Raw genomic sequence first — 25,184 nt, 5'->3', positions numbered from 1 at the left:
GGAATAAATAGGTTTAAACTGTTTTTGAAACCACCTTTTTCAAAGCCTTTAAAAAGGCTTCATTTTCATTTCTGGTTCCTACTGATATTCTTAAGCAATCTTCACACAAAAGGACTTTTGAGCGGTTTCTGACGATTACTTTTTGCTCAATTAACTCATTGTAAACTTCGGTAGCATTCGGCATTTTTATCAATAAGAAATTGGCGTGAGAAGGGAAAATGTGTTGGATAAATGGGAGCTGTTCTAATCTCTCCTTTAAAAATTCACGCTCGATGAGAATCTCCTGTATCATTTTTTTGACTTTTCCGTAATTACTCATTGCCTTCAGAACTGTTTCTTGAGTAAGGCCTGAAATATTATAAGGAGGCTTTATGCGGTTGAGTATCCGGATGATCTCTTTCGAACCAAAGGCCATCCCTAAGCGTAAGGAAGCAAGTCCCCAAGCTTTAGAGAAAGTTTGAATAACTAGAAGATTTGGGAATTCCTCTAATTCTGTGGTAAAGCTTGGCTCGTCATTGAAATCGATATAGGCCTCGTCCACGACCACAATCCCAGTAAAATTTTTTAATAGAAATCTGATTTCTTCCCTTTTCACTTTATTCCCACTAGGATTATTAGGAGAGCATACAAAAATGATTTTGCTGCGTTCGTCCGTAGCACCAATAATCTTTTCAGGTTGAAGTTGAAAATCAGAGGTTAGTGCAACTTTTCTGGTTTCAATGTCATTAATAGATGCGCTTACCTCATACATTCCGTAAGTCGGAGGGAGAAGGATTACATTATCCTTTCCGGGATTGCAAAATGCCCTAAATAATAGGTCAATCGCTTCATCAGAACCATTACCTAAGAAAATCTGGGAGGGATCTACTTTCTTAATTTCTGAAATTTTCTCCTTTAACTCCTGCTGGTAAGGGTCAGGGTATCGGTTATAGTCTTGATCCGTAATAGAACCATATGGATTTTCATTTGCATCTAAAAATACTCCAATCTTCCCTGTATACTCATCCCGAGCAGAGGTATAGGGTTGTAATTCAGCAATATGAGGCCTAAGTAGTTTAGTTAGGTCAAAGTTCATATTTTCTTGCTTTTCAGGTAATTAAGACGAATTGAGACTGCATTTTTGTGGGCGTCTAACAATTCATTTTCAGCCATCACTTCAATGGTAGGTCCTAATTTTTTGAGCCCCTCTTCAGTGATCTTCTGGTAGGTCATTTTTTTGATGAAACTATCCAGTGAAACCCCACTATAATTCCTTGCAAAACCATAAGTAGGCAAAGTATGATTCGTTCCTGAGGCATAATCACCAGCAGATTCCGGAGTGAAATTCCCAATGAATATAGAACCTGCATTGTAAATGGCATCTACCACTTCCTCTTCATTGTCTACAGAAATGATCAAGTGCTCTGGAGCATATTCATTGATCAGTTCCAATGCCACAGATTGATCCTTTAAAATAACTGCTCTTGAATTTTTTAGTGCTTTCAAGGCAATATCTTTTCTTGGTAATTCTTCTACTTGTAGCTCAATTTCTTTCAGCACTTTGTGAGCAAATTTTTCTGAACTAGTCACCAAGACTACTTGGCTATCTACTCCATGCTCCGCTTGGGAAAGCAAATCTGCAGCGACAAAGGAGGGAACAGCAGTTTTATCTGCATAGACCAGTACCTCAGAAGGCCCCGCAGGCATGTCAATGGCTACTCCATACTTGGTGGCCAATTGTTTGGCAGCAGTTACATATTGGTTGCCTGGTCCGAAAATCTTATCAACTTTAGGCACAGTTTGGGTACCAAATGTCATGGCAGCTACAGCTTGTGCTCCTCCTGCTTTGACAATTTTGGTAATTCCAATTAAGTCTGCCGTATAGAGGATGGCAGGGTGGATTTCTCCATGACGATCCGGTGGAGTACATAATACGATTTCTTTACAGCCAGCGATAACGGCAGGAACTCCAAGCATCAAAACTGTACTAAATAGGGGAGCTGTACCTCCTGGAATATATAATCCCACTTTTTGGATAGGCATGCTTTTTCGTTTGCACACTACTCCAGGCATTACTTCCTCAACTAATTCTTCACTTTTCTGTGCTTGGTGAAATCGTTCAATGTTTCCTTTAGCCACTTGAATAGCTTCTTTTAGTTCTGCCGAAAGGAGTAATTCAGCAGCTTTTATTTCTTCTTGAGAAGCAAGCAATTGATCTAGGTGAACATGATCATATTCTAAGGCAAATTTTATAAGCGCTTTATCCCCATTACGCTTCACCTTTCTAAAGATAGGTTTTACCGTTTTATTTATTTGCTTCGTCTTCTGAACGGGACGAGCCAGTTCTTTCGTCCAAGTTTCCGGATCTGGATTTTTAAGAATTTTCATGAATTGGAATTTCTTTTAGGAAAGTTCTTTAACGGTTTTAAAGGATCATTTTTTCTATTGGAACTACAAGAATTCCTTCTGCACCTGCAGCTCTCAATTCTTCAATATGTTCCCAAAATGTGTCTTCATTTAATACAGAGTGCACTGATGACCAGCCCTCTTGCGCCAAGGGCAATATGGTAGGACTTCTCATTCCCGGAATCAATTTAATGATTTTATCAATTGCCTCATTGGGAACATTCATCAGCACATACTTACTGATTTTGCCTTTTTGGACAGCATTCATTCTAAACAATAGCTTATCTACTATTGATTTCTTTGCCTCATTTAGGTCATGATTGGAAATAAGAACTGCTTCAGATTTGAAAATTTCTTCCACCTCTTTCAGTCCATTCATCATTAAAGTGGATCCTGAGCTTACAATATCACAAATACCTTCAGCTAGACCGATGCTAGGTGCAATTTCAACGGAGCCACTGATCTCGTGTATGTCTGCCTTGATTCCTTTGGAGGTCAAATAGTCGCCAAGAATCTTAGGGTAGGAGGTAGCTATATTTTTACCTTGAAAAAATTCCAAGCCAGGATAATCCTGCCCTTTAGGGATTGCTAAAGATAGCCTGCATTTGGAGAAACCTAGCTTTTTTAAAGTGAGTACATCTTTGTCTTTTTCGACCAGCTCATTTTCTCCCACAATTCCTAGGTCTGCGACCCCATCGGCGACATAGCCTGGGATGTCATCGTCTCTAAGAAAAAGAAATTCTATGGGGAAGTTGGTGGAAGTGGATTTTAGTTTTCCAGTTCCATTATAAAATTTGATTCCACACTCTTTGATGAGTGCTAAAGAGTCATCTGATAGTCTGCCGCTTTTTTGCACGGCAATACGGATAATTTGTTCCATGTTGGCAAGTTACGCTAAGAAATAAAAGGTTGAAATAATTTTTGGTGAAAAGCGGAATCCCTATCATCGGCTTCACCGGGTATGTAAAAATATTCCTCAGGAGGAATGATGGAAATGATGCTGCACAGCATGCGCAGTAGTAGAAAAAGCAATATTTTGAGTGGTGTTTTTCATTTCCGTTGGCAAATATAGGGATGGAATTGAAACTGACAAATTGTAAAACACTTTTTGAAAGTGAAACGCCACTTTCCCGAATAATAAAAAATAAAAGTAGGAAGTCTCCTCAACCTTCATTGTATTTCCTGATAACTTTCAACAGATAATTGCCTTGGGCGGCATGGTAAAACCTGCTAACTAAAATGGAAAAAAGACGAACACCCATATTTACGGGTGAGGCAACAACAGAATTTGAGAGATAAAAGGTGATTTATATTCTTACTGAAGCCAATTTACCTATCCTGGAAGTAGGTAGAATCCCAAAGATTCCAAATTATTCCCAAGAATAACAATAATAGAAAAGCCCAGAATTTCAGGGCTTTTTTCATTTAAGTGGAATACATTGATCATCCACCAGACTTTTTGGCTTTGTAACCCGAGGATTGCAAAATCTGAACTATTTTATCCCGGTGATCACCTTGAATCAGAATTTCTCCATCTTTTGCAGATCCGCCTACTCCACACTTATTTTTCAGCATCTTTCCAAGTTCTTTCAAATCATCTTCTGTTCCAATAAATCCATCTACTAACGTTACTTTTTTGCCTGCTCTTGCTTTCTTGTCCAGCATGACTTTGAGGTTTTGTTGAGCAGGAGCCAGGGTGCCTATTTCCTCACTTCCTTCTTGTCGGTATTCAAACTCATCCGATGTGGAGTATACCACTCCATCTCTTTTTTTCCAGTCGTTATTTCGCTTTGCCATAAGTACATGAAAAAGCCCGCCCTTGAGGACAGGCTTTAATTTAAATTTTGGCTTTTTATTTTACTTTCAACGTCCAAACTGGTCGTTTAGCATGGTTTACTACATCTTCAGCGATGCTTCCAGTAATCAAATGTAAGAACCCAGTGCGACCATGGGTAGCCATTGCAATTAAATCAGCATCAATATCTTCCGCAAATTCAAGGATTCCGGATTCTTCTGAAAGCGAGTTGTAGATTTCAGCTTTGGCACCTTCGAACCCATATTTATTGGCAAACATTTTAATTCGTTTGATTGAATCTCTTGTAGTTTCAAAATCTGCAGGAGTGTTTACAATTACAAAATACAGTTGTGCATCAAACAATGTTTTTAAGTTTTTCATTCTTCGAGCAATTTCATCAGTATCCTCCTTGAAATCACTTGCAAATACTACTTTTTTAAGCGTATTGGGATTAATTGCAGATTTAACTGTAATCACTGGACAAGTAGCTGTTCGTACTACTTTTTCGGTATTGCTTCCTATAAGTACCTCTTCAACCCCTGAAGAGCCTTTTGATCCCATTATTACGAGATCAGGATTTTCTTCTAGAATTGATTCAGAAATACTTTTGAATGCATTTCCTAGTTTGAGTTTTGCATCAAACCCAAAATTTTTGTTGCTATACTTTTCTTTTAAATCATTGATTTGTTTCTTTCTTTTCTCCATCAGCTCAATGAAGAAAATTTGATTTTCCATTTCAGGAATTACTTCTCCTCCTCCCATGGTACCGATGCTTGATACATATGGAACTTCTAAAACATGAAGGACTTCTACATGAACCCCATCAATTTTATCTGCGAGTCCAGTAGTGAAATTCAGGGCATTTTCAGCCTGTTCTGAAAAATCGTAAGGTACGAGTACTTTGATCATAGTGGAAAGTGATAATGTTTACCCAAATTAGCTAAAAAATCAGTAGGGGATAAGGAAATTTCATTCCTTTTCACAAAAAAAGTAAGCCAATCCCAAAGAGGATCACCCAAAGTAAGGTACCTAAAGCCATTTTCTTCAAATTGGGGTCGGTTTCCTCAGAAGTTTTAGCTTTCGCTACATTCATTCCGATTTTGAACATCAAGGGGAATACCACAAAAGCCAAACTACTGCCCCAACTTTGAGTGTAAAAGCAAAAGCCAAGGAGAGAAGCATATCCCCCGATGATCAAAGTCCAATTGTATGAAACAGCAGCTCTTTTACCGATTCGGACAGGAATAGACTTTTTACCAGCTTTTTTGTCGGATTCAATATCCCTAATATTATTGATATTAAGCACGGTAGTACTGAAAAAGCCTAAGGATAGACCTATCCAAATTGCGCTTGAGTCAAAGTTTATACTATGTAGGAAATATGTGCCTATCACTCCTATCAAACCAAAAAACAAAAAGACTGATATGTCTCCCAAGCCTAAATAACCATAGGGATTACTTCCTGAAGTGTAAGAAACAGCAGCCCAAATTGAAGCCAATCCCAGACCTAGAAATACGAAGAACAAAGTCCAGCTTTGTACGGCAAAAAACAATAATAATAGTCCAGACAATAAGGATAGTGCAGCAAAAAGGTACATAGCCTTTTTCATCTCTGTCAGTGATATGATTCCAGACTGTACAGCCCGAACAGGTCCTTGTCTTTCTTGGTGATCTGCCCCATTGACGGTGTCTCCATAGTCATTGGCCAGGTTAGAAAGGATTTGAAGAAAAATGGTGGTAAATGAGGCCAGAACAAAAATTTCCCATCGGAAAACGTCCTTATATTTGGCGATAATCGATCCAGCAAAAATACTGGCAAGTGCTAATGGTAAAGTGCGAAGCCTGACTGCGTGCAGCCAGGCTTCTTTTTTTGTTTGTATTGCTGTTTTCACTAAACTAAATTCAGATTAAGCTCCAATAGCTGTTAGAATTTCTTCATCCATTGGGGTTACGGCAGAAGGAAAGAACTTAAGAAGTTCGCCTTTCTCATCAATTAAATATTTACAAAAATTCCAGGTAGGTTCTTGGTTGTTCCATCCATTCATTTTTTCATCACTCAACCAACGGTACAAAGGATGCTTATCAAATCCTTTCACTGAAATTTTTTCAAATACAGGAAAGGTAACGCCATAATTTTCAGAGCAGAAACTCCTTATTTCTTCATTAGAGCCAGGTTCTTGGCCACCAAAGTTGTTTGCAGGAAAGCCTAAAACTTGAACTTTGTCCCCATATTTCTCATTCAGTTCCTGAAGTGCAGCATATTGAGGGGTATAGCCGCATTTAGAGGCTACATTGACAATCAATAGCTTCTCACCTTTGTATTGGCTAAAGTCTATTTCCTTGCCGTCAAGATCTTTCATTTTAAAATCGTAAAATGTGCTTTCCATAGTCTTAGAGGTAGAAGTAAAAAAACCAGCCTGTAAGACTTCAGGTCTTTCAAGGGTCTTTTGACAAGAGAAAAGAGTGACAAGTGCGAATAAAAATACAAGTTTTTTCATATTACATTCTTTCTGGTACATTAATACCTAATAAACTCATTCCTTTCTTGATTGTTGCAGCAGTTAATGCTGATAAAGCAACACGGAAGGCGAGAATGGAATGATTGTCTTCATGAAATATAGGAAGGTCTGCATAAAAACGATTGTATTCCTTCGCTAAATCAAATAAATACTGAGCAATCACAGCTGGAGAGTATTCTTCTCCTGCCATTTTAATTTTTTTATGGAATTCTCCCAATAAGAAAATCAAACTTGATTCTGACTCTTCTAAGGAAGTGATGTCAGAAAAATCAGGGTTTTCGTAATCCACACCAATTTGTTCTGCTTTTCTCATTATGGATTTGATCCTTGCATGGGAATATTGAATGAATGGTCCAGTATTTCCTTGAAATTCAATGGACTCCTCTGGGTTGAATAGCATTCTTTTCTTAGGATCTACCTTCAAGAGGAAGTATTTCAGTGCACCTAAACCCAACGTCTCATAAAGTTCATCTGCCTGCTCCTCATTAAATCCATCAATCTTTCCAAGTTCTTTGGTATGATGTGCTGCAGTGTCCACCATTTCCTGCATTAAATCATCGGCGTCTACAACAGTCCCTTCTCTGGATTTCATTTTTCCAGAAGGTAAATCTACCATTCCATAGGACAGGTGATATAAACCTTTCCCATAAGGGCGCCCTAGTTTTTTCATGATTTTGAAGAGCACATCAAAATGGTAATCTTGTTCATTCCCTACCACATAGACTGATTTATCCAATTTGAAATCATTGTATTTTAAATCAGCAGTTCCCATGTCTTGGGTGATGTACACGGAGGTTCCGTCTCCTCTTAGTACTAATTTTTCATCTAAACCTTCTTCAGTAAGGTCTACCCAAACAGAACCATTCTCTTTTTTGAAAAAGATTCCTTTTTCCAGACCTTCTTCTACAATATCTTTTCCTAAAAGGTAGGTATCGGATTCGTAATAAAATTTATCAAAATCCACTCCCATTTTTTCATAGGTTTTGGCAAATCCTTCATAAACCCAGGAGTTCATTTGTTTCCAAAGAGTGACTACCTCCTCGTCATTAGCTTCCCATTTTCTAAGCATTTCCTGTGCTTCCAAAAGTAACGGGGCATTCTTTTTTGCATCCTCCTGAGATTGACCTAAAGCAACTAGACCTTCAATTTCCTTTTTGTATTCTTTATCGAAAATCACATAGTACTTTCCTGCTAAGTGGTCACCCTTTAATCCAGAAGAATCAGGAGTCTCTCCATTCCCCCAGTGCTGATAAGCGACCATGGATTTACAGATATGTATTCCACGATCATTGACCAAGTTGGCTTTGGTGACTTCATAGCCATTTGCCTTTAATATTTCAGCAACTGAAAACCCTAAAAAATTATTCCTTAAATGTCCCAGGTGTAAGGGTTTATTGGTGTTGGGCGAAGAATATTCGACCATCACTTTTTGTCCATTAGCAGGTAACTGTCCAAGTGCTTTATTGGTGTATAATTCCTTGAATACCTCTAACCAGATTAACTGGTTCAATTCAAGATTTAAGAATCCTTTGACCACATTGAAGCCAGAAATAACAGCTACATTGGCTTTCAAATATTCTCCAATCTGATTTGCGGTTGCCTCAGGAGTAGATTGAGTGACTTTTAGATAGGGAAATACTACAAAGGTGTAGGTTCCTTCAAACTCTCTCCTTGTTGGGGCCAAACTCAATTGGTCCATAGATACATCGTGATTGTATATATTTTGAAAAGCCAGCTGAATGCCGGTAATTATTGATTCTTGTATATTCATTTTTAATAATAACCGCTAGGATTACTCCGTTACACAAAGGTTAGCATAGGAGGAGGATTGTTCTCTTTAAAGCAATTCCAACAACCTACTTTGAGTTTTTAAATATTCTACTTTCAATTGCAAATCTAGAAATTATCCACCAAAGACTTGGTGGTAGTTTCTAGGACTTCAAAGGCATTTTCGGCCATTCGATTTTCAGAGTCTAGGGTAGGGTTTACTTCCACGATTTCCCAACAACAAACTCTCTTGTCTTTTATTAATTCGGCATTCAATTGAATAGCTTCTTCTACAGTGAGACCATCCGCAACCGGAGTCCCTGTTCCCACAGAAATAGAACTATCTAAGCTATCCACATCGAAGGAGATATAAATCTGATCACAATCTTTTAAAACATCCAAAGCTTGCTTAGCAATGGAAGCTACCCCTTGCTCTCTGACTTCTTTTGTTTTAAAGTTTCTGATTCCGTGTTCTTTGATCAAGTGATCTTCAGGTTTTTCTGTGTCCCTTACCGAAATAAAAACAATATCCTGGAGATCGATTTTTGGAAATTCACCTCCAATGTTTTTTATTTTATTCCAATAAATTAAGGTCTCCTCAGAGGGTTCATTGACCTGACATTCTATGTTGTCAATCCTCGCGCACATAGCCAAAGGCATTCCATGCATGTTTCCTGATGGAGTAGTGAATGGAGTGTGAAGGTCTGCATGCGCGTCTATCCAAATAACACCAAGTCTTTTGCTAGGGTCTGCAGCTTTAATTCCCATGATGGTGCCCGCAGCCGTACTATGATCACCGGCAAGAACGATCGGGAATTTCTTCTCCATTCTAAGAGATTCAATGGTGCTAAAGACATTTTTTAAAACTTGATATACTCCATCAGCATATTTGGCATGAGGAAATTTATTTCCTTTCCAAAGGTAATTATTGGCATCAGGTACGTTAATGGGATCAAATTGAGTGAAAAAGTCTGATTTTAAGTCCAGGCTAGCCACTTTTAAGGCATCGATTCCCATACTTGCACCTCGGGTTCCTGCAGCAAGTTCTGACCTAACTTCTACTAATTTAATATCTCTCATTTACTTTTAATTTCAAGTTATTTGGGGATTTAAAGCCCGTAAAACTAGTGAAATTTGGGATAAAATTTTTTGTCCTTCTTGAATTCAACTTTTAAAACAAGGATTGTCAAATTTTAGAAAACAAGCTTTATTAAATAGATTGACTTTTCATCTCGTACAATATCACGATATTAAGAAAACCTGAAATAACAAACCATCTCATGCCTATACAATCCAAACTCCCGGAAGTTGGTACTACGATTTTTACCATTATGTCCAAAATGGCATCGGACTATCAAGCCATAAATTTATCCCAGGGTTATCCAGGGTTCAATTGTGATCCAAATCTTATTGAATTGGTTTATAAATACATGAAGGAAGGGAAAAACCAGTATGCTCCTATGAGTGGGGTGCCGTTTTTAAGAGAAAAACTGGTGGAGAAAACGAAAAGAGTGTATGATGTTGACTATGATTCAGAATCGGAGGTAACTATTGTATCTGGGGCTACTGACGCCATATATTCTGCAGTCACAGCGATAGTAAAACCTGGAGATGAAGTAATTCTTTTGGAACCTGCTTATGATTGTTATGCGCCAGCCATTGAATTATGTGGAGGAATTCCAGTTTATGTTCCTTTAAATCTTCCTGATTTTTCGATCCATTGGAATTCAGTGAAGGAAGCCTTCTCTGAAAAGACAAGATTAATTATGGTCAATACTCCCCATAATCCTTCCGGATACATGTGGACCAAGGAGGATTTAGAAAGTTTAGCACAGCTTATCCTAGATAAGGATATTTATGTGATTAGTGATGAGGTGTATGAACATATTACTTTTGACGGGAGGAAGCATTTGTCCCTCATGACCCATCCTGTTCTTAAAGAGCGAACTTTTGTATGCGGATCATTTGGTAAAACCTTTCATGTGACGGGTTGGAAAATCGGCTATTGTTTGGCTCCTGAAGAAATGACCAAGGAATTTCGAAAGGTACACCAGTTTGTTACTTTTAGTACAGCCACTCCTTTACAATATGCCCTTGCGGAATATTTAGAGGACGAAAATCACTACTTAGGTCTACCAGCATTTTATCAAAAGAAGCGGGACTTGTTTTGTGAAGGCTTGAAGGAAACTGAACTATTGTTTACACCTGCTCAAGGCAGTTTCTTTCAACAGGTTTCCTATGGTCATTTAAGTAAGGAAGGAGATTTTGACTTAGCGGTACGGTGGACCAAAGAAATAGGAGTTGCCAGTATTCCGATTTCTGTCTTTTTTAAGGAAAAGAATGACCATAAAATCCTTCGGTTTTGCTTTGCTAAATCCGATGATGAATTAGAAAAGGCAATAAAAATCATAAAGAATTCAAAATTATTTTAAAATTAAATACCTGTTATTTAATGGTTTATAATATTTAACTATATAAACCCTATAAAAATAATAGGGATTATAGGAATATAATAAAAAAGCTTTTACATTTGAAGCATTAGAAATTAAAACTGACAAACATATGAGTGCAGTATCCTATCAAACGTTAGCTCCCTCTAGCCCCGTGTCGCTTACTTTGGGAAGCAGATCTAAATTTTCAGAAATTTCCGTTGGACATCAGGAAATGGTCAAGATCTTTAATCAAAGATCTGGAAATATGATTCAGGGTATATGCAAACTGGAGGAGGGTTTTGATTCTTTGTTTCCACTTTTCAAAGGAATGGTCAGTTTAGGAAAACCAAATGGTTTGGATATTTCTTATTCCAATGAAGAAAAGTCTATTTTCTTCTCATTCGATTCAAGAAAAGAAGTTGAGGTAGAAAAGTTTATTTCCAAAGTACTATCCTTGCTCAGAAAAGAAGTAAGATTTAAAAAGGTGTTGAAAGAAATAATTGAAAATAGACAAAGGTTTAGAGCAGAGCAAAGCTTACTTCATTCGTCACTTTTGGCAGATTAAATACATTAAAAACAAGTTTTTAAAAAATTAAGGGACAATTCCATCTGGATTTGTCCCTTTATCATTTGAATATCTCCAAGAAAGAACAATTTTTGTACTCGACTAACACGGTTTAAATACGTCAAGAATGAATAGATACATTGATTTAATTCAACAGACTTTTGATTTTCCTACCAAAGAGTTCCATGTTGAAAACAATGAATTATTTTTTAACGGGGTAAATATGATGGATATCATCAATGAATATGGTACCCCTCTAAAGCTCACTTATCTTCCGAAGATCTCTGAGAATATTCAGAAAGCGAAGACCTATTTTAACAATGCGATTAAGGCGCATGATTACCAAGGGAAATATACCTATTGCTATTGTACCAAGTCCTCTCATTTTAGTTTTGTACTGGATGAGGCATTAAAAAATGATATCCACATTGAAACTTCTTCGACCTTTGATATCCCATTGGTAAGAAGCCTATATGCAAAAGGTAAAATTACCAAAGACACCTATATCATTTGCAATGGCTTTAAGAGAGAGTTGTATAAACAATATATTTCTGAATTACTCAATGATGGTTTTGTGAATTGCGTACCAATCCTGGATAATTTAAGTGAGATAGATTATTACTTAGAGCATGTCAAAGTCCCGTTCCAAGTGGGGATTAGAATAGCCGCAGACGAGGAACCCAAGTTCGGATTCTATACTTCTAGATTGGGGGTGAGGTATAATGATATTATCCGTTTATATGAAGAAAAGATCAAGGATCATCCTTTGGTGAGCTTGAAAATGCTTCATTTTTTCATCAACTCGGGGATCAAGGATACAGCTTATTATTGGTCTGAATTGACTCGATTTATCCAAAAATATGTGGACTTGAAAAAAGTAGCACCAACTTTGGATACCATGGATATCGGAGGCGGATGGCCTATCAAGACCAATGTGTTTTTCGATTATGACTACCAGTATATGGCTGATCAAATTGTCAAAAACATCAAATGGATGTGTGCCAAAAACAATACCACTGAGCCCAATATTTTTACTGAATTTGGTTCATATACAGTAGGAGAGAGTGGAGCTGTGCTCTATTCTGTCTTGGATGAAAAACTCCAAAATGATAAGGAACTTTGGTACATGATCGATGGGTCTTTTATTACTCAATTGCCAGACAGCTGGGGGTTGAATCAAAAATATATCATGCTAGCGATCAATAACTGGGACGAGACCTATCATAATATCAACTTGGGAGGATTGACTTGTGATAGCATGGATTATTATAATTCTGAAGCACATCAGTTCAATATTTATCTTCCAAAACCGGAGAATGGTAAGAAACAATTCCTAGGCTTTTTCCATACTGGTGCTTATCAGGAATCTTTAGGAGGTTATGGGGGAATTCAACATTGCTTGATTCCTGCTCCAAAACACGTGTTGATCGATCGAGATGAAGAAGGAAATGTTACCCACCGACTCTTTAGAGAGGACCAAACAGAGGAGAGTATGTTGAAAACATTGGGATACTAAAAACCAAAACCGCCTTTTTAAGGCGGTTTTTTTATGCTTAAAAATAGATTTGAAATGCTATATTGGATTTAGTTATAACCCAAAATACCCATGTTTTTCAGGCCTTTACAGGTTATATTTCTGTTTTTTCAAGTCCAGTTTATTCTGCAGGTAAATGCTCAAACAATAAGGGGTAAAGTAATTGATTCAAAGACCAAAGAACCACTTCAGTTCACCAATGTTTTTATCAATAATACTACCATTGGTACCACGACTAATGAGGAAGGGAGTTATACACTAAGCAGACCTGATTTGCCAGGTACTTTTCAATTGGTTGCTTCATTTGTCGGGTACTCCACAAGTAGTATAGAGGTTTCTATAGGTGAAGGAGAAACAAAAAGTGTGGATTTTTTATTGATTCCATTAGAGTCAGTTTTATCTGAAATTGAGCTTAAAAGTCGAAGAGATAAACCTTGGGAAAGACATTTAAAGCGATTCCAAGATGTCTTTTTAGCCGTATCAGATGATCCTATTGCAGGGGAATTAGAGATAACCAATCCTTGGGTTTTAGAATTTGAAAAAGTTAAAACTGACAAAGGTCCAAATTACATACAGGCAAGCGCTCAGGAACCTCTTATTTTGGAAAATGATGCGTTGGGCTATAAGGTGACTTACTATTTACAGGATTATAAGTTTTACAATTTCAAGTCCAGTTTTTATGGTCTAGCATTTTTTGAAAACAAAATGTCAAAAGATAGTGCCCAATCAGCTGAATATCTTCTAAATAAACAAACCAGTTATCTGGGATCGATTAAGCATTTGATGAGATCTATTTTGCTTCAGCAAGTACCCGAACAAGGGTTTAGTCTTTACGAAACCTTTCCTGAGCAAATGAATCGTCGACGTACCAATACTTACACCATAGAATTAGGTGAATCCATTGTGCCTATTTCCCAAGATTCCATAAGAAGAATTCCGCTTCGTAATGGGAATTTCAGAATAATTTGGCCACAAAGAGTGGAGGTTCATTTTTTGAAAAAGAATTATAGAAACGATTATTATCTGGACATCTATCATCCAGTTGGTTGGGTAGAAGCCCCGTTGGGGTATTTTGATATTGACAGGAATGGAGTTCCAATTCATCCTACTCAGGTTGTACTGTCGGGCTATATTGGTCGTCCTAGAATGGGCCGGTCTCTGCCACATGATTATTTCCCATCCGAAACTTTTGAAAACCTTGCCGCAGAAGTGGATTTGCTTAAAGGCTTGATTAACAAATGGGAAAATCTAAGAGAGTCTCCTTATTTGATGACCAACAAACCCTATTATTATCCGGGAGAAACCGTTTGGTTTGGAGGCAAGATGCTTTATAAAAATCAGTTTTATCAGGATACCCTTAGCAGAGTTTTACATGTAGATCTTATCAGCGAAGGATCTGAGGTGGTTTTATCAAATCAATATCCAATAGAAAATGGTGGGTTTTCAGGCTCAATTTCTTTACCAGATTCCTTGCCACAAGGAGATTATTTCATTAGGGCATATACTGAATGGATGAGAAATTACCCTGAGAGAGATTTTTATTTGAGGGCTTTTCCTGTTTTAGGCAAAGGTCTAAACATTGAAAGTCAAGACGTCGAGCAGTTTGATTTTTTGGGTGATTTGGAATTTCAAATGAAGGATTCCATCTATTTTGAGTCGAATCAACAAGTTTTGGAGATGGAGCTTTCGATTAAAGATGCCCTTGATGAACTAGTGAATGCTGAAATGATGATTTCTGCAACCAACCCAGAACTCGTTTCAGATATGAAAGGACAATCGAATTTCATTGAAGCCTATGAATGGCTGAATCAAGAGGAAAAGAACCCGCTTTCAGTGATTCCAAAATTCGATATAGAATATGGAGTTTCAATTTCCGGGAATTTTGAAAAAGATAAAAAACGTCAGCCGGATATCAATCCCATTACAATCGTAAGAGGTGATTTGGCAGATTATGGCGTAGTTAAAACAGATTCTACCGGTTTTTTCAGAGCAACTGGATTGTATTTTTTTGAAATGGATACTCTTTCATTCGCAGCTCTTGATAATAGGGGTAAGGCGTATGGAAGCATTAATCTGAAAGAAAAAACTAGCCCTTTAGTACGAGGGTCTTTCCCAAAATTGAGATATAGCATCTATCAGGTCAATGATCGTCAAATGTATTATGATTCTTACGAAGACTATATTCTCCTTGAAGAGTTTGTTGCCGAGGATGAGAAAATCGAATCGCTTGCAGATCGATTCTATGGATATGGAGAGCCAGACCAGGTTTATTCTCGAGAGGATTTAGACAATTGGCCTGGCAATTCTCTTGATCAAATAATTGGCATGCGGTTCGGAAATGGTGCTATGGGGAATTATAATTATGGACTGGAGGAAGGTGAGCCACTTATAATTTTAGATGGTGCAAGATATGCTTACAATGAAGATGAAACTGCTAAAGATGTGCTTCAAAATATCCTCACCGATGAAGTAATATCCATGGCAGTTTATACGCTCAATGCCAATTCTTTTGGTTTAGCTGGATTTGCGGGGGTCATTATGATTGAAACAAAAAGAGGAGAAAGGTTTTCAGCGACAAGTGATAAGAAATTTAATGATACAGGTTTTCAGAAATTTCCAATACGTGGTTTTGCTGAGGTTAATTCATTTTTGAATGAGCCCTCATTAAATAGGTCTGTAGTACCCAAACCATCTTTGTATTGGAATCCTAATTTCAAACTAGAAGGTACTAGTTCAAGTTTCAAAATCTATGTTCCAAATGGTGTGAGTAAAATCAATATAAGAATTGAAGGGGTAACTGAAGAAGGAATTCCATTTTGGAAAACCTTCCCTCTCCATTTAAATTAATTACATTCTTTCGATTGTTAAGCCTCCATCAACATTGATGATTTGTCCTGTTGAATAGGGGAGTCCTCCTTTCACCAAAGATGCTACCACCTTCCCTATATCTTCTGGTTTGCCAATTCTAGGTTCAAGGGTCGCACCGGTCTTAACCAACTCCAAATAAGTGGCACGGACTTTTTCAATCATGTCTGTATCCACGAATCCAGGTCGGATTTCATAAACTGAAATCCCGTGGGGAGCCATTCGAACTGCCATAGTTTTGGAAAACATGGATAAACTAGCTTTGGACATGCAATATGCTGCTCTTGTAGGGGATGCCAATTCAGCTGAGACCGAGGTGATATTGATGATATAACCTTCCCAATCTGGATGAGAGCCTTTTAATTCCAACATCCATTTAGCAATTTCCTGTGTCAAGAAAAAGGTGCCTTTCTCATTGATGTTCATTAAATGATCGTAATCCTCCTCGGTGACCTCCAAGACATCACATCTGTTTCTAGGGGCTACTCCAGCATTGTTGACCAGCACATCAATTTTACCGAAATTATTTTTCATTCCTTGGACAATGGTCTCACGGTCAGATTTCCCTGCAATATTTCCTTGGAGATAGACCACATTTGAACCCAGAGATTTTAAAGCATCTAAGTTTTCTTTGGCGTCAGACTCAGGTCTTACACCATTGATTCCCAAGTCATATCCAGCTTCAGCCAGTTTTTTGGCGATGCCTAATCCAATTCCTCGAGAACCTCCTGTAATTAACGCAACTGGTTTCATTTGTTTTTTGCAGCTTTAAGTTGATCGTGTTCTTCCATCTTTTTGTAAAACGGATCTAGTGGGTAGCAGCCTGAAATGATTCCATTTCTGGGGGCTGTCGTACAATCTGAGAAGGTTCGACAAATCTTAGGACGTTTCATGTTATTTCCAGCCAAAATATCGGCCGGTAAATCTGGGTAACTCAATACCATTCTTCCTAATCCTATGGAATCAGCCATTTTCGCATTCAATACAAACTCTCCCACATGAGGAAGCCATTCCTGAAGGTAGGAATAAGCAGATCCAACTACATAAAATTCAGGGTAGGCCTCTTTGATTGCAGCTGTGGCTTTAATCTGTCTTGCTACTCCATGTAATGGGTCCTCTGGAGGATTGTACCCATCTGATGGAGGGAAAATCGCGGGCCTTTGAATATGGGGATTGTAATAGGGGCTTCCGGCTGTGGTACATAATAACTCTATGCTCAATTTTTTTAATTCATCCAGAAACTCAAATGTCTCATTTAAATTTTCATGTATCCCAGAAGAATCACCTCCAAAGGCATAAGTATAATTCCCTTGACTGGAAGGAATACCTTTTCCATCTGGTCCTTCCTGAAAAGGTACCCAGTCAAAAATGCTCATTCTAACTCCAATCTCTAACCCTGGGGCCTCAGCCCTTATTCCGGCAACAATTTCCTTTAAAAACCGACTTCGGTTTTCGAGAGATTTTCCATACTTTCCTTCCCTGTCATAGGCACTCAAAAACTCATGTCCCAAATATCCATGGCAATGCTTGATATCCACGAACTTGAATCCAGCTTTTTGTGCTCTTACGGAGGCACTAATATAATCGTCGATTAAGGATGAGATATCATCGTCTGTCATCACCGGATAATCATCCGGCAACCCAAATTTCTTGTTTAAAATAGGGTGTGGATAGAGTATTTTTGGTTCCATTTTGGTTTTGCTGTTCGGTTTGCAAAACCTTCCACTGTGAGTTAATTGAAGACCGGTCAATAGATCCTTGGTGTTTCCAAAGGCCTCTTGATGCTCTTTTTCAACCATCTGATACAGACCTTCAAACTCGCTTAGGTTTTGATCATTGAGAAGTAACTGGTTAGGGTTAGCCCTGCCTTCATGCCTCACAGCTACCGCTTCAAATCCCCAAAGTAATTTAGCCCCACTGATCGCAAAGTTTTTCCATCTTCTCTTGGTCAATTCAGAGGGCTTTCCATCAGTTGTACCATCCCAACCTTCCATGGGAAGTATACAGAATGAATTGCCTATGGAATTACCTGCTTTTGTTTGGTGAGGATTGTTAAAAGGCGAATTACTTCCCTGACTTAGTTCCTCTACAAAATCGAGGTCTATATTTTCTTTTTTTAGGTAATCCCGGAAAATTTCAGCTGTTTTCAGTTGAGCAACTCTTGGATATTCTGGTTTGTATTTTCCTTCACTCATAATGTTTGAATACAGTTGAAAAAGCTATAATATGTTTCCTTATTCATGGATCTTTGAATCAATAATGCAAGTTCTCTAGCATGATAATCCCCCCACATACAAGATTCGCCATAGGGAGCCTTATTCTTTTCGGGCTTGTAATCCCATCCGTTAGGTTGATGGTAAATACTATGCAATATCAATCCCTGATGTGATTTGTCTTCAGACAAATAAGGAGACTGAAAGAGTGATTGTGCTACTTGAAGTCCTGCTTTGGTGTATTTGTCATATAGATCAGGTTCTGAGTCTTTTATGAAATTTCCAATACGAATTAAACCTTGAGCTGCAATGCAGGCAGCAGAGCTATCAATAGGTTCAAATTCGTTGTAAGGATTGGAAGGTTGATTTAAATAATCGCCCATGTAAACCAGACCAGGAGCACCAGTATCCCAGTAGGGAATTCCATCTGTCGGGGTATTCTTCATGTAAAATTCCGAGGTAACTTTTGCCGCTTCTAATAACTCTTCAATTAGCGCTTTCTTAGAAATAATAATTGCATAATCACCTTCGTCAATTTGATCCAGAATTTCTAGTGTTTCACCAAGTCCGCAAATAGCCCAGGCCAACCCTCTGGTCCATGTACTGAACCCTGTGTATCCTTGCTGGGAGTTGGGACATCGGTAATTTCCATCGTTGGTATTGAATATGATTTCATGGGCCGTTCTGCCAGGAAAATCATATGAATCTCTTCCTTTTCCATAAAAGATAGAGAATTTGACAGTGCTCAGGATGTGTTGAATGGCACGCTGAATCAGTGAGATCCTCCGGTCATTTTCTCCTTGCAATACATGTCCCAAAGCATGGGAAACCACCAATGCTCTACAAGAACGGATGGTATCTACAAATAAAGAATGAGGACCATTAAATGAATAGATAAAACCTCCGCTTGGAATACTGGTCCAGCGCATGGCTTGGACTGCTCCACTGGCTTTCAGCGCTAATTCATAGAAATTTTGCTCCCAATCATTTTGTGGGATTTTTCCCTCTTTCATCAGTCTCAATAAGTTGCCATAGGTACTGACATTATTGAAACCATGATCATGAACACCGGTGTGAGTCAAATGTGGGGACATTTTATGCAGGGTATTCTCCCTTCCAATTTTTAGGAACTTTTCATCTCCAGTAGCATCGAATTGTAAAATAGCAGAACCATATTGAAATCCTTGGGTCCATTCAGTCCAACCTCTTGTGACATACTTCCCTTTTTCTGTAAAGACCGGTGCTCCGTTGGCGGGGTCAAAGGATTGCTCAATCAATTCGATTTTTTCTCCAGAAAGCTTCCAAAATTTTTCTAAAGGAGCTTTTAAGTCACGTATTTGTATTTCTGAATCAAGCTTCATTTTATTGTTTTTGGGTTTTTTGGTGACTTACCATCAAGATTGTGGTAAACACAAACAGAATAATATACATTAGAAAATCTAACGGATACCCGAAATACTTATCCGGCACAATTCCTACAATGGACATGATGAAAAAGATCAGAGCTATAGTAGAAAGTCCAATCAGTGCTTTCGGAGGTTTGCTGAAAATAACGGCTCCCAATACTACCGGAGCGATCATGGAAGTCCCAGCAAAACTCACTCTTGCCAAGAGAACCAATTCGTCACTCATATAGGTAGAAAATACCAGCACAATCAAGGAAAAAGCCAATATGGACAATTTTGTTATTCGCATGTTGGCCTGATCGGTTCCCTTTAAAAGGCTTCGCAACTCCGTACCTAATGCAAAAATTTGCGCATTCGTTGTAGAAAGACAAGCTGCGAATAGCCCTACCACAGCAAGTGCTGCTACGGGTACTTCCTGATCGAATAGCAACGCCTGGCTTAGGAAATCAGCAGTACTTGCATCTGGATATTTAATGGCTCCGTAGAGGCCGATAAATGCGGTAGGTAAGATCACCAAAATGGCAAAAATTCCAACGGCATAGGCCATTCTATGAACAGATTTCAAACTTTTCATTACCACCAATCTCGTGGTAAATTGAGGTTGCGATACTGGAATTAAAACAATGGCTATAGCGGAGGCTATTAAAAATGGACTTGAAAATAGGCCTTTGGGTCCCGGTAAGGATAACAGGTCTTTGTTACTTGCACTCACTTTTGCTATTCCATCTTCTAAACCTCCAGCTAAACTTAAACAGGTCAAGCCAATGATCCAGATTACGGCCAACATGATAACACCCTGGATTGCATCACTGTAAACAATGGCTTTGAGTCCTCCTATTTCTGAATATATCAACATGATAAAAACTAAGACAGCGGACCAAGACCAATAGGGAAGCATATCTGGAAATGCAGCGTCTAGAAATATTGAGATTCCTCTGATTTGGATAGATACATAGGGGATCAGAAATAGGAATGCGCTAGCAAAAACAAGATATCCAGCAAATGAATTTCCATAGCAGGATTTTATCAATCCCGCCACTCCTTTGTACCCTCTAATGGTAGCTCTTTTTCTCAAAGCATAGCCAAACCAAATCAAGAAAAATACCATTAAAGCATCCGAAAGGGCTAGAAAAATCCAAGCGCCCACTCCGTGGGTTCGGAAGAAGTCAGGCATTCCCATAAAAGTAAATGCAGAAAATAAGGCTGCCGAAAACGTCAAAAAGCCTAAGATGGTGCCAATATTAGATCCCGCAAATATGAAATCATCTGAGGTTCTATTTTTCCTGTATGATCTGTAAGAAGCATATCCCAACATGGCGAGGAAAATCCCAAAAAAGAAAACTAACCATCCTATCATGGTTTCTTAGGGTCTTCGTATGGAAATAATTTCGAACCTAAAAAGGTGGCAAAAACGATCAGAATAGTTACCAGCAAGCCAGTCCAAAAAATATAAGGGACTGATCCCAAACTAGGTTCGGTTTGATGTTCTGAAAATATAAGAAGATAGGAAGCAACTGTCACAGCTACAATCCCAATAACTAGCAGGTTCCAATAATTGGATTTCATCTTGTTGGGTTTATGGTAATTTGGTTTAATTGATCTTATACAAACTATTCGTGCAAAGAAGGCTTAAAATAGCAATTATAGTTTTAATAGCTAACCTGAACTGGCAGACAATCGTCTGCTTGGGAATAAGAATTCACGGAATCGATTTCTGTAAAAAATGAAAGCACAAAAAGATACAAAGAGCATTGGTGCTTATCCCGTGAACATGTTTATAACATCTATAAAAAGTAGTCAATATGCTGCTATTGGATTACTTTTTTAAACGAAAGGTTTTTCCATAAGTAAAGCACCTCCAAAGCCATTCCAAGGGTCCAAAATGGTAATACGTTAACCATATTTTGCTGTAAATAAGTTGGGTGACGAATAGGCTGGTAGCTAACAAAAAAGTTTGTGATGGACTCAATTTTTCATACCAGCCTAATCCAATATTTGAAAAGAGCATTAAACCATAAATACTCTGCATCAGGTAATTTGTTAGAGCCATTTTCCCAGGGTATTTTAAAGGGCTAATTAGTTTTTTCCAAGGTGTTTTGTACCAGATATAGGCAAGTAGCCAAAGGTAAAATAGTCCGAAGGCCAAATCGGACAGGTACATGGTTTTGAAAAAGAAAGGCCTAGCGAATTCATTCCTATAAATTTCTGTATTAGGCAGGATGAAAAGGAAGGTTAATCGATAGATGTTACTTAACACAACAACCCATAAAACAGGTTTATGAGATTGATTGATGAAGTTCTCCAGCCAATTCTGAAGGTTATTTTTCCCAAAATAAGTTCCCAGTAAAAACATGGAAAATGCCAATGGTCCCAAATAAGAAAATAGCAAGGGTAGGTTCGCTAGGTAATTATGGATACGGAATAAAATGCTTTCTGAATAAGGACCATTTCTTAAGATTGAAGTGATTTTTTCAGATGTATATACTTGTAAAAAACTTCTTGGTTCAAAATGAGTCAAATCCATGAGCCATACGGAGATCGGATCATAATAGGGGAATACCAAAACCAGAATACTCAAAGCCAAAATCCAAGAGTTTTTCAAGGGAATGACTCCCACTATTAATAATCCTAGCAAGGCGTAAAGATGAATTACATCTCCGTCCCAAAGGAAAAGAATATGTGCAATTCCGAGCAGAAATAGAAAGAACATCCTTTTTCCAAAAAAGAGGAATTTCAAGTTGTCGTTTTTCTGAAGTTTGATGGCTTGCATGGAGATGCCTAAGCCAAAAAGGAAAGAGAAAATTGGAAAGAATTTACTATAAAAAAATAGTTGAAGTAATCTAACTGTCCATTCGTCCAGAGGAGAGGTCCATTGATCGCTGAATGTTTCCTGATTCGGAAATGCACAATTCATGATTTCAATATTGACTACAAAGATCCCAAAAACAGCAAAACCCCGAAAAATATCTAATATTTCAATTCTTTGATTTATTGGGTTTTTAAGATCCATCTTTCGGCTTTGTGTCAAGAGCTAAAAATGGGGATTTTATTTTAAACCAATTTTTATGATGTATTTTAATACTGTCTAATTCGATTTTTATTCGCTTAGATAGGAAGTATTATCTCTTAGGGTTCATGATCAAAGAATATTTTTGCCACTAAATGAATGATGATTCCAAGTTAGAATTGCTCCCAAAACTTTATTTTAGAAAAGGTCTATTTGATCAGGAACTGATTCCGCTAATCATTATTGAATCTTATTTTAGGATAAAAAATAGTAACATTGGGGTTGAAATATTTAACCCAAATTAGTTTATGAAGAATAAGTTCTTCCTGGGAATGGCAGTAGCAATTGCTTCTACTATTTCGATGACACAGGCACAGGATAAATTGAAAAGCATGCCTGGCTATGAGCAATACCAAAAAATTGCTCCCCAAATTTATAGTTCTGTAAAATCAGGAGCCTTAAATGCAGATTGGAATGAGGAAGGAAATGCATTTGAATATACATTGGATGGCAAGCGCTACTCTTATTCCATCAAATCTAAATCTTCAACTGAACTAGGAGAAGCGACACCTACGCCAAGAAGACGAAATAGTGGTCCTGCTAGAGGTCGACAATATGATTCAGCTGACTCACCTGATGGTCAATTGAAAGCATTTACCAAAGACAGAAACATGTACATCAGCAATCCTGATGGCAGTAATGTGATGGCAATAACTACTGATGGAAATGAAGAAAATCAGGTAAAATATGGGATTGCTACCTGGGTTTATGGAGAAGAGTTAGGTCAGAATACTGCCATGTGGTGGTCTCCAGATAGCAAAAAAATCGCTTTCTACAGATTTGTAGAAAAGGATGTGAAAAAGTATTATGTGCTCTTGGATCAATTAAGTCTTTATGATTCTTTGGAAATAGAGGCCTATCCTAAAGTGGGTGAGCCAAATCTTCCAGTGGATTTAATGGTTTATGATTTGGAGACAAAAGAAATCACAGAACTGGATATTAGGGATGGGAAGCCTTTCAATGATGGTGATCTTGGAACTTATATCTATGGAATGTCTTGGACTCCTGATGGGAAAGAGTTGCTTTACCATTCTACCAACAGGCTTCAAAATATCATGGAGCTCCGTGCGGCGGATCCTGAAACAGGTAAAAGCAGAACTGTGATCCGAGAAGAGTGGCTTCCAAGTTTTGTAGTCAATACACCAGAAATGGAAGTATTGGAAGATGGAAAACATTTCATTTGGGCTTCCGAAAGATCAGGTTTTAAAAACTATTATCTGTACAATTTTGACGGAACCTTGGTAAATGAGATCACTTCACATCCATTTGAGGTAGCAAATATCGTGAAGGTAGATGAGGAAAAAGGACTTCTTTACTACATGGCACGCTCCGGTGAGAACCATATGTTGATGCAATTGCATCGAGTAAAGCTGGATGGGACGAAAGACGTTCGCTTAACAGACCCAACTCTTAACCATTCTGTATCCATTGCTCCTGGAGGAAAATATTTTGTAGATGTAGCTCAGGCACATGATATTGCCCCATTTACCAATTTGGTAGATGCCAAAGGAAAAGTGGTAGCAGAATTGGCAAAAAGTGACATGAGTAAGTTTGAGGAATTGGGATTGAAAAAAGTGGAGGTTTATACCTTTACTTCCGCAGATGGAGTAACTGAGCTTCACGGAATGATTCATTTCCCTTCAAACTTTGATCCTTCCAAAAAGTATCCGGTCATTTTAAGTAATTATGGTGGTCCTGCGACCAATGCATTCAAAGAGACTTTTGTCTACCCTGATCCATTGACTGAATATGGTTTCTTGGTATTGAATATCGATGGAAGAAACGTTAGAGGTAGAGGAAAGAAATTGTTAGATCAATTATATGGCAACTTGGGTCTGGTAGAAATGGATGATTTTGCGGAAGGTATCAAAGCACTCCATGATAGACCTTATTTTGATAAAGATAGAGTAGGGGTTTATGGAACTTCCTATGGAGGGACAACTTCAGCTACCATGCTACTCAGATTTCCTGAATTGATTCATGCTGCAGTTGCAAACTCTTCCGTAACGGATTGGAGAAATTATGACAACATCTACACAGAACGTTTCATGGGTACATTAGAGACCAACTTGGAAGGTTACAATAGATTTAGTCTGATGGATATGGCAGATCAGCTACAAGGTGAGTTGCTATTATTCTATGGTACAGCAGACAACAATGTGCATCCGTCTAATACACTCCAACTAATTAAAGCATTCCAAAATGCCGGAAAAAGTATTGAAGTGCAGATTGCTCCAGATGGTGGCCATACTGCCCTAAACCGGGATAGAATGATGGAGTTTTTCATCAAGCACCTAGTGACAGATTATCAAAAAGTAGTGAGGTAATCGTTTCTTCTAATTTTGAAAAGCCCTAATCAAGATTTTCTGGTTAGGGCTTTTTTTGAGCAATAATTTTTATTTTTGAGCTAGGTTAAAGACTATTTTTCCTGGTTTTTTATTTTAGAAACTCCCTGGTCCAACGCCAAAGTGTTTTCAGCAGCCTGATATCTTAGAGTGACTCCACCAATACAATTTTGATGACCAATGAGTATATAAGGAATTCAAAATAAATGCCCTTTAAAGTTTTTGAAATTCCTGATTTTTGGAATAATCAATGAACTATAAGTTTCATATAATCAGATTGTTGAATAGTTTG

Annotated in this window: 20 protein-coding genes; 5 read left to right on the top strand and 15 right to left on the bottom strand. The window is 38.0% G+C overall.

Annotated elements, in window-relative coordinates; all coding sequences use genetic code 11:
* Positions 1–13: 13 nt before the first annotated feature.
* The 9 genes from hisC to JYB62_RS05685 all read right to left on the bottom strand — a co-directional run bounded on the left by hisC (position 14) and on the right by JYB62_RS05685 (position 9,545).
* A complete protein-coding gene (hisC, locus tag JYB62_RS05725; protein ID WP_205644456.1) occupies positions 14–1,075 on the bottom strand; it encodes a histidinol-phosphate transaminase in 1,062 nt (353 codons plus the stop codon).
* Entirely contained in the window at positions 1,072–2,367 is a 1,296-nt protein-coding gene (gene hisD / locus JYB62_RS05720; RefSeq protein ID WP_205644455.1) for a histidinol dehydrogenase, read from the bottom strand. Before hisD ends, hisC begins: the two co-directional genes overlap by 4 nt.
* A gap of 37 nt (positions 2,368–2,404) precedes the next feature.
* Positions 2,405–3,265, bottom strand: a complete 861-nt coding sequence (gene hisG, locus JYB62_RS05715) for an ATP phosphoribosyltransferase (protein WP_205644454.1) — start codon at positions 3,263–3,265, stop codon at positions 2,405–2,407.
* Between the two features lie 563 nt (positions 3,266–3,828).
* Entirely contained in the window at positions 3,829–4,182 is a 354-nt protein-coding gene (locus JYB62_RS05710; RefSeq protein WP_205644453.1) for a translation initiation factor, read from the bottom strand.
* 55 nt (positions 4,183–4,237) lie between these two features.
* Positions 4,238–5,089: a universal stress protein gene (locus tag JYB62_RS05705; RefSeq protein WP_205644452.1), complete on the bottom strand. Its 852-nt coding sequence runs from the start codon at positions 5,087–5,089 to the stop codon at positions 4,238–4,240.
* A gap of 70 nt (positions 5,090–5,159) precedes the next feature.
* Positions 5,160–6,071, bottom strand: coding sequence for a 1,4-dihydroxy-2-naphthoate polyprenyltransferase (locus JYB62_RS05700; protein WP_205644451.1), 912 nt, complete (start codon positions 6,069–6,071; stop codon positions 5,160–5,162).
* Between the two features lie 15 nt (positions 6,072–6,086).
* On the bottom strand, positions 6,087–6,677 hold the full coding sequence (locus tag JYB62_RS05695; RefSeq protein ID WP_205644450.1) for a glutathione peroxidase: 591 nt from the start codon (positions 6,675–6,677) through the stop codon (positions 6,087–6,089).
* A gap of 1 nt (position 6,678) precedes the next feature.
* Entirely contained in the window at positions 6,679–8,469 is a 1,791-nt protein-coding gene (gene argS / locus JYB62_RS05690; RefSeq protein ID WP_205644449.1) for an arginine--tRNA ligase, read from the bottom strand.
* 125 nt (positions 8,470–8,594) lie between these two features.
* On the bottom strand, positions 8,595–9,545 hold the full coding sequence (locus tag JYB62_RS05685) for an arginase (RefSeq protein ID WP_205644448.1): 951 nt from the start codon (positions 9,543–9,545) through the stop codon (positions 8,595–8,597).
* A gap of 200 nt (positions 9,546–9,745) precedes the next feature.
* Between JYB62_RS05685 and JYB62_RS05680 the strand changes: the two genes are divergently transcribed.
* The 4 genes from JYB62_RS05680 (at position 9,746) to JYB62_RS05665 (ending at position 15,843) form a co-directional block, all read left to right on the top strand.
* Positions 9,746–10,897, top strand: a complete 1,152-nt coding sequence (locus tag JYB62_RS05680; RefSeq protein WP_205644447.1) for a methionine aminotransferase — start codon at positions 9,746–9,748, stop codon at positions 10,895–10,897.
* Between the two features lie 130 nt (positions 10,898–11,027).
* Positions 11,028–11,462: a hypothetical protein gene (locus JYB62_RS05675; RefSeq protein WP_205644446.1), complete on the top strand. Its 435-nt coding sequence runs from the start codon at positions 11,028–11,030 to the stop codon at positions 11,460–11,462.
* Between the two features lie 127 nt (positions 11,463–11,589).
* Positions 11,590–12,978, top strand: coding sequence for an arginine decarboxylase (locus tag JYB62_RS05670; RefSeq protein ID WP_205644445.1), 1,389 nt, complete (start codon positions 11,590–11,592; stop codon positions 12,976–12,978).
* Positions 12,979–13,068: 90 nt separating this feature from the next.
* On the top strand, positions 13,069–15,843 hold the full coding sequence (locus JYB62_RS05665) for a carboxypeptidase-like regulatory domain-containing protein (protein WP_205644444.1): 2,775 nt from the start codon (positions 13,069–13,071) through the stop codon (positions 15,841–15,843).
* On the opposite strand, the gene JYB62_RS05660 is transcribed toward JYB62_RS05665, so the two are convergent.
* The 6 genes from JYB62_RS05660 to JYB62_RS05635 form a co-directional block, all read right to left on the bottom strand.
* A complete protein-coding gene (locus JYB62_RS05660; RefSeq protein ID WP_205644443.1) occupies positions 15,844–16,614 on the bottom strand; it encodes a 3-ketoacyl-ACP reductase in 771 nt (256 codons plus the stop codon). It lies immediately after the preceding gene.
* The gene (locus JYB62_RS05655; RefSeq protein WP_205644442.1) at positions 16,611–18,056 is read right to left on the bottom strand and encodes an oxidoreductase; all 1,446 of its coding nucleotides are present in this window, start codon (positions 18,054–18,056) and stop codon (positions 16,611–16,613) included. The genes JYB62_RS05660 and JYB62_RS05655 overlap by 4 nt, the downstream gene beginning before the upstream one ends.
* Positions 18,053–19,435: a glycoside hydrolase family 88 protein gene (locus JYB62_RS05650; protein ID WP_205644441.1), complete on the bottom strand. Its 1,383-nt coding sequence runs from the start codon at positions 19,433–19,435 to the stop codon at positions 18,053–18,055. Before JYB62_RS05650 ends, JYB62_RS05655 begins: the two co-directional genes overlap by 4 nt.
* Position 19,436: 1 nt before the next feature.
* Positions 19,437–20,837 carry a sodium:solute symporter family protein gene (locus tag JYB62_RS05645; protein WP_205644440.1) on the bottom strand — a complete coding sequence of 467 codons (1,401 nt, stop codon included), beginning with the start codon at positions 20,835–20,837 and terminating at the stop codon, positions 19,437–19,439.
* Complete coding sequence (locus JYB62_RS05640; RefSeq protein ID WP_205644439.1) at positions 20,834–21,046, bottom strand: hypothetical protein; 213 nt, start codon at positions 21,044–21,046, stop codon at positions 20,834–20,836. Before JYB62_RS05640 ends, JYB62_RS05645 begins: the two co-directional genes overlap by 4 nt.
* A gap of 250 nt (positions 21,047–21,296) precedes the next feature.
* Positions 21,297–22,490: a DUF418 domain-containing protein gene (locus JYB62_RS05635; RefSeq protein WP_205644438.1), complete on the bottom strand. Its 1,194-nt coding sequence runs from the start codon at positions 22,488–22,490 to the stop codon at positions 21,297–21,299.
* 305 nt (positions 22,491–22,795) lie between these two features.
* Between JYB62_RS05635 and JYB62_RS05630 the strand changes: the two genes are divergently transcribed.
* Positions 22,796–24,874: a S9 family peptidase gene (locus tag JYB62_RS05630; RefSeq protein ID WP_205644437.1), complete on the top strand. Its 2,079-nt coding sequence runs from the start codon at positions 22,796–22,798 to the stop codon at positions 24,872–24,874.
* Positions 24,875–25,184: the final 310 nt, after the last annotated feature.

Origin of the sequence: Algoriphagus lutimaris, assembly GCF_017051705.1 — a bacterium.
In the GTDB taxonomy this organism is placed as follows: Bacteria; Bacteroidota; Bacteroidia; order Cytophagales; family Cyclobacteriaceae; genus Algoriphagus; species Algoriphagus lutimaris.
Note: the sequence above shows the minus strand (reverse complement) of the source record. Positions and strands in the feature narration are given on the sequence as shown.

Bases quoted from the DNA above. Each gene is read 5' to 3' on its own strand.
- hisC (WP_205644456.1), bottom strand. From the start codon at position 1,075: ATGAACTTTGACCTAACTAAACTACTTAGGCCTCATATTGCTGAATTA.
- hisD (WP_205644455.1), bottom strand. From the start codon at position 2,367: ATGAAAATTCTTAAAAATCCAGATCCGGAAACTTGGACGAAAGAACTG.
- hisG (WP_205644454.1), bottom strand. From the start codon at position 3,265: ATGGAACAAATTATCCGTATTGCCGTGCAAAAAAGCGGCAGACTATCA.
- JYB62_RS05710 (WP_205644453.1), bottom strand. From the start codon at position 4,182: ATGGCAAAGCGAAATAACGACTGGAAAAAAAGAGATGGAGTGGTATAC.
- JYB62_RS05705 (WP_205644452.1), bottom strand. From the start codon at position 5,089: ATGATCAAAGTACTCGTACCTTACGATTTTTCAGAACAGGCTGAAAAT.
- JYB62_RS05695 (WP_205644450.1), bottom strand. From the start codon at position 6,677: ATGAAAAAACTTGTATTTTTATTCGCACTTGTCACTCTTTTCTCTTGT.
- argS (WP_205644449.1), bottom strand. From the start codon at position 8,469: ATGAATATACAAGAATCAATAATTACCGGCATTCAGCTGGCTTTTCAA.
- JYB62_RS05685 (WP_205644448.1), bottom strand. From the start codon at position 9,545: ATGAGAGATATTAAATTAGTAGAAGTTAGGTCAGAACTTGCTGCAGGA.
- JYB62_RS05680 (WP_205644447.1), top strand. From the start codon at position 9,746: ATGCCTATACAATCCAAACTCCCGGAAGTTGGTACTACGATTTTTACC.
- JYB62_RS05675 (WP_205644446.1), top strand. From the start codon at position 11,028: ATGAGTGCAGTATCCTATCAAACGTTAGCTCCCTCTAGCCCCGTGTCG.
- JYB62_RS05670 (WP_205644445.1), top strand. From the start codon at position 11,590: ATGAATAGATACATTGATTTAATTCAACAGACTTTTGATTTTCCTACC.
- JYB62_RS05665 (WP_205644444.1), top strand. From the start codon at position 13,069: ATGTTTTTCAGGCCTTTACAGGTTATATTTCTGTTTTTTCAAGTCCAG.
- JYB62_RS05660 (WP_205644443.1), bottom strand. From the start codon at position 16,614: ATGAAACCAGTTGCGTTAATTACAGGAGGTTCTCGAGGAATTGGATTA.
- JYB62_RS05655 (WP_205644442.1), bottom strand. From the start codon at position 18,056: ATGAGTGAAGGAAAATACAAACCAGAATATCCAAGAGTTGCTCAACTG.
- JYB62_RS05650 (WP_205644441.1), bottom strand. From the start codon at position 19,435: ATGAAGCTTGATTCAGAAATACAAATACGTGACTTAAAAGCTCCTTTA.
- JYB62_RS05645 (WP_205644440.1), bottom strand. From the start codon at position 20,837: ATGATAGGATGGTTAGTTTTCTTTTTTGGGATTTTCCTCGCCATGTTG.
- JYB62_RS05640 (WP_205644439.1), bottom strand. From the start codon at position 21,046: ATGAAATCCAATTATTGGAACCTGCTAGTTATTGGGATTGTAGCTGTG.
- JYB62_RS05635 (WP_205644438.1), bottom strand. From the start codon at position 22,490: ATGGATCTTAAAAACCCAATAAATCAAAGAATTGAAATATTAGATATT.
- JYB62_RS05630 (WP_205644437.1), top strand. From the start codon at position 22,796: ATGAAGAATAAGTTCTTCCTGGGAATGGCAGTAGCAATTGCTTCTACT.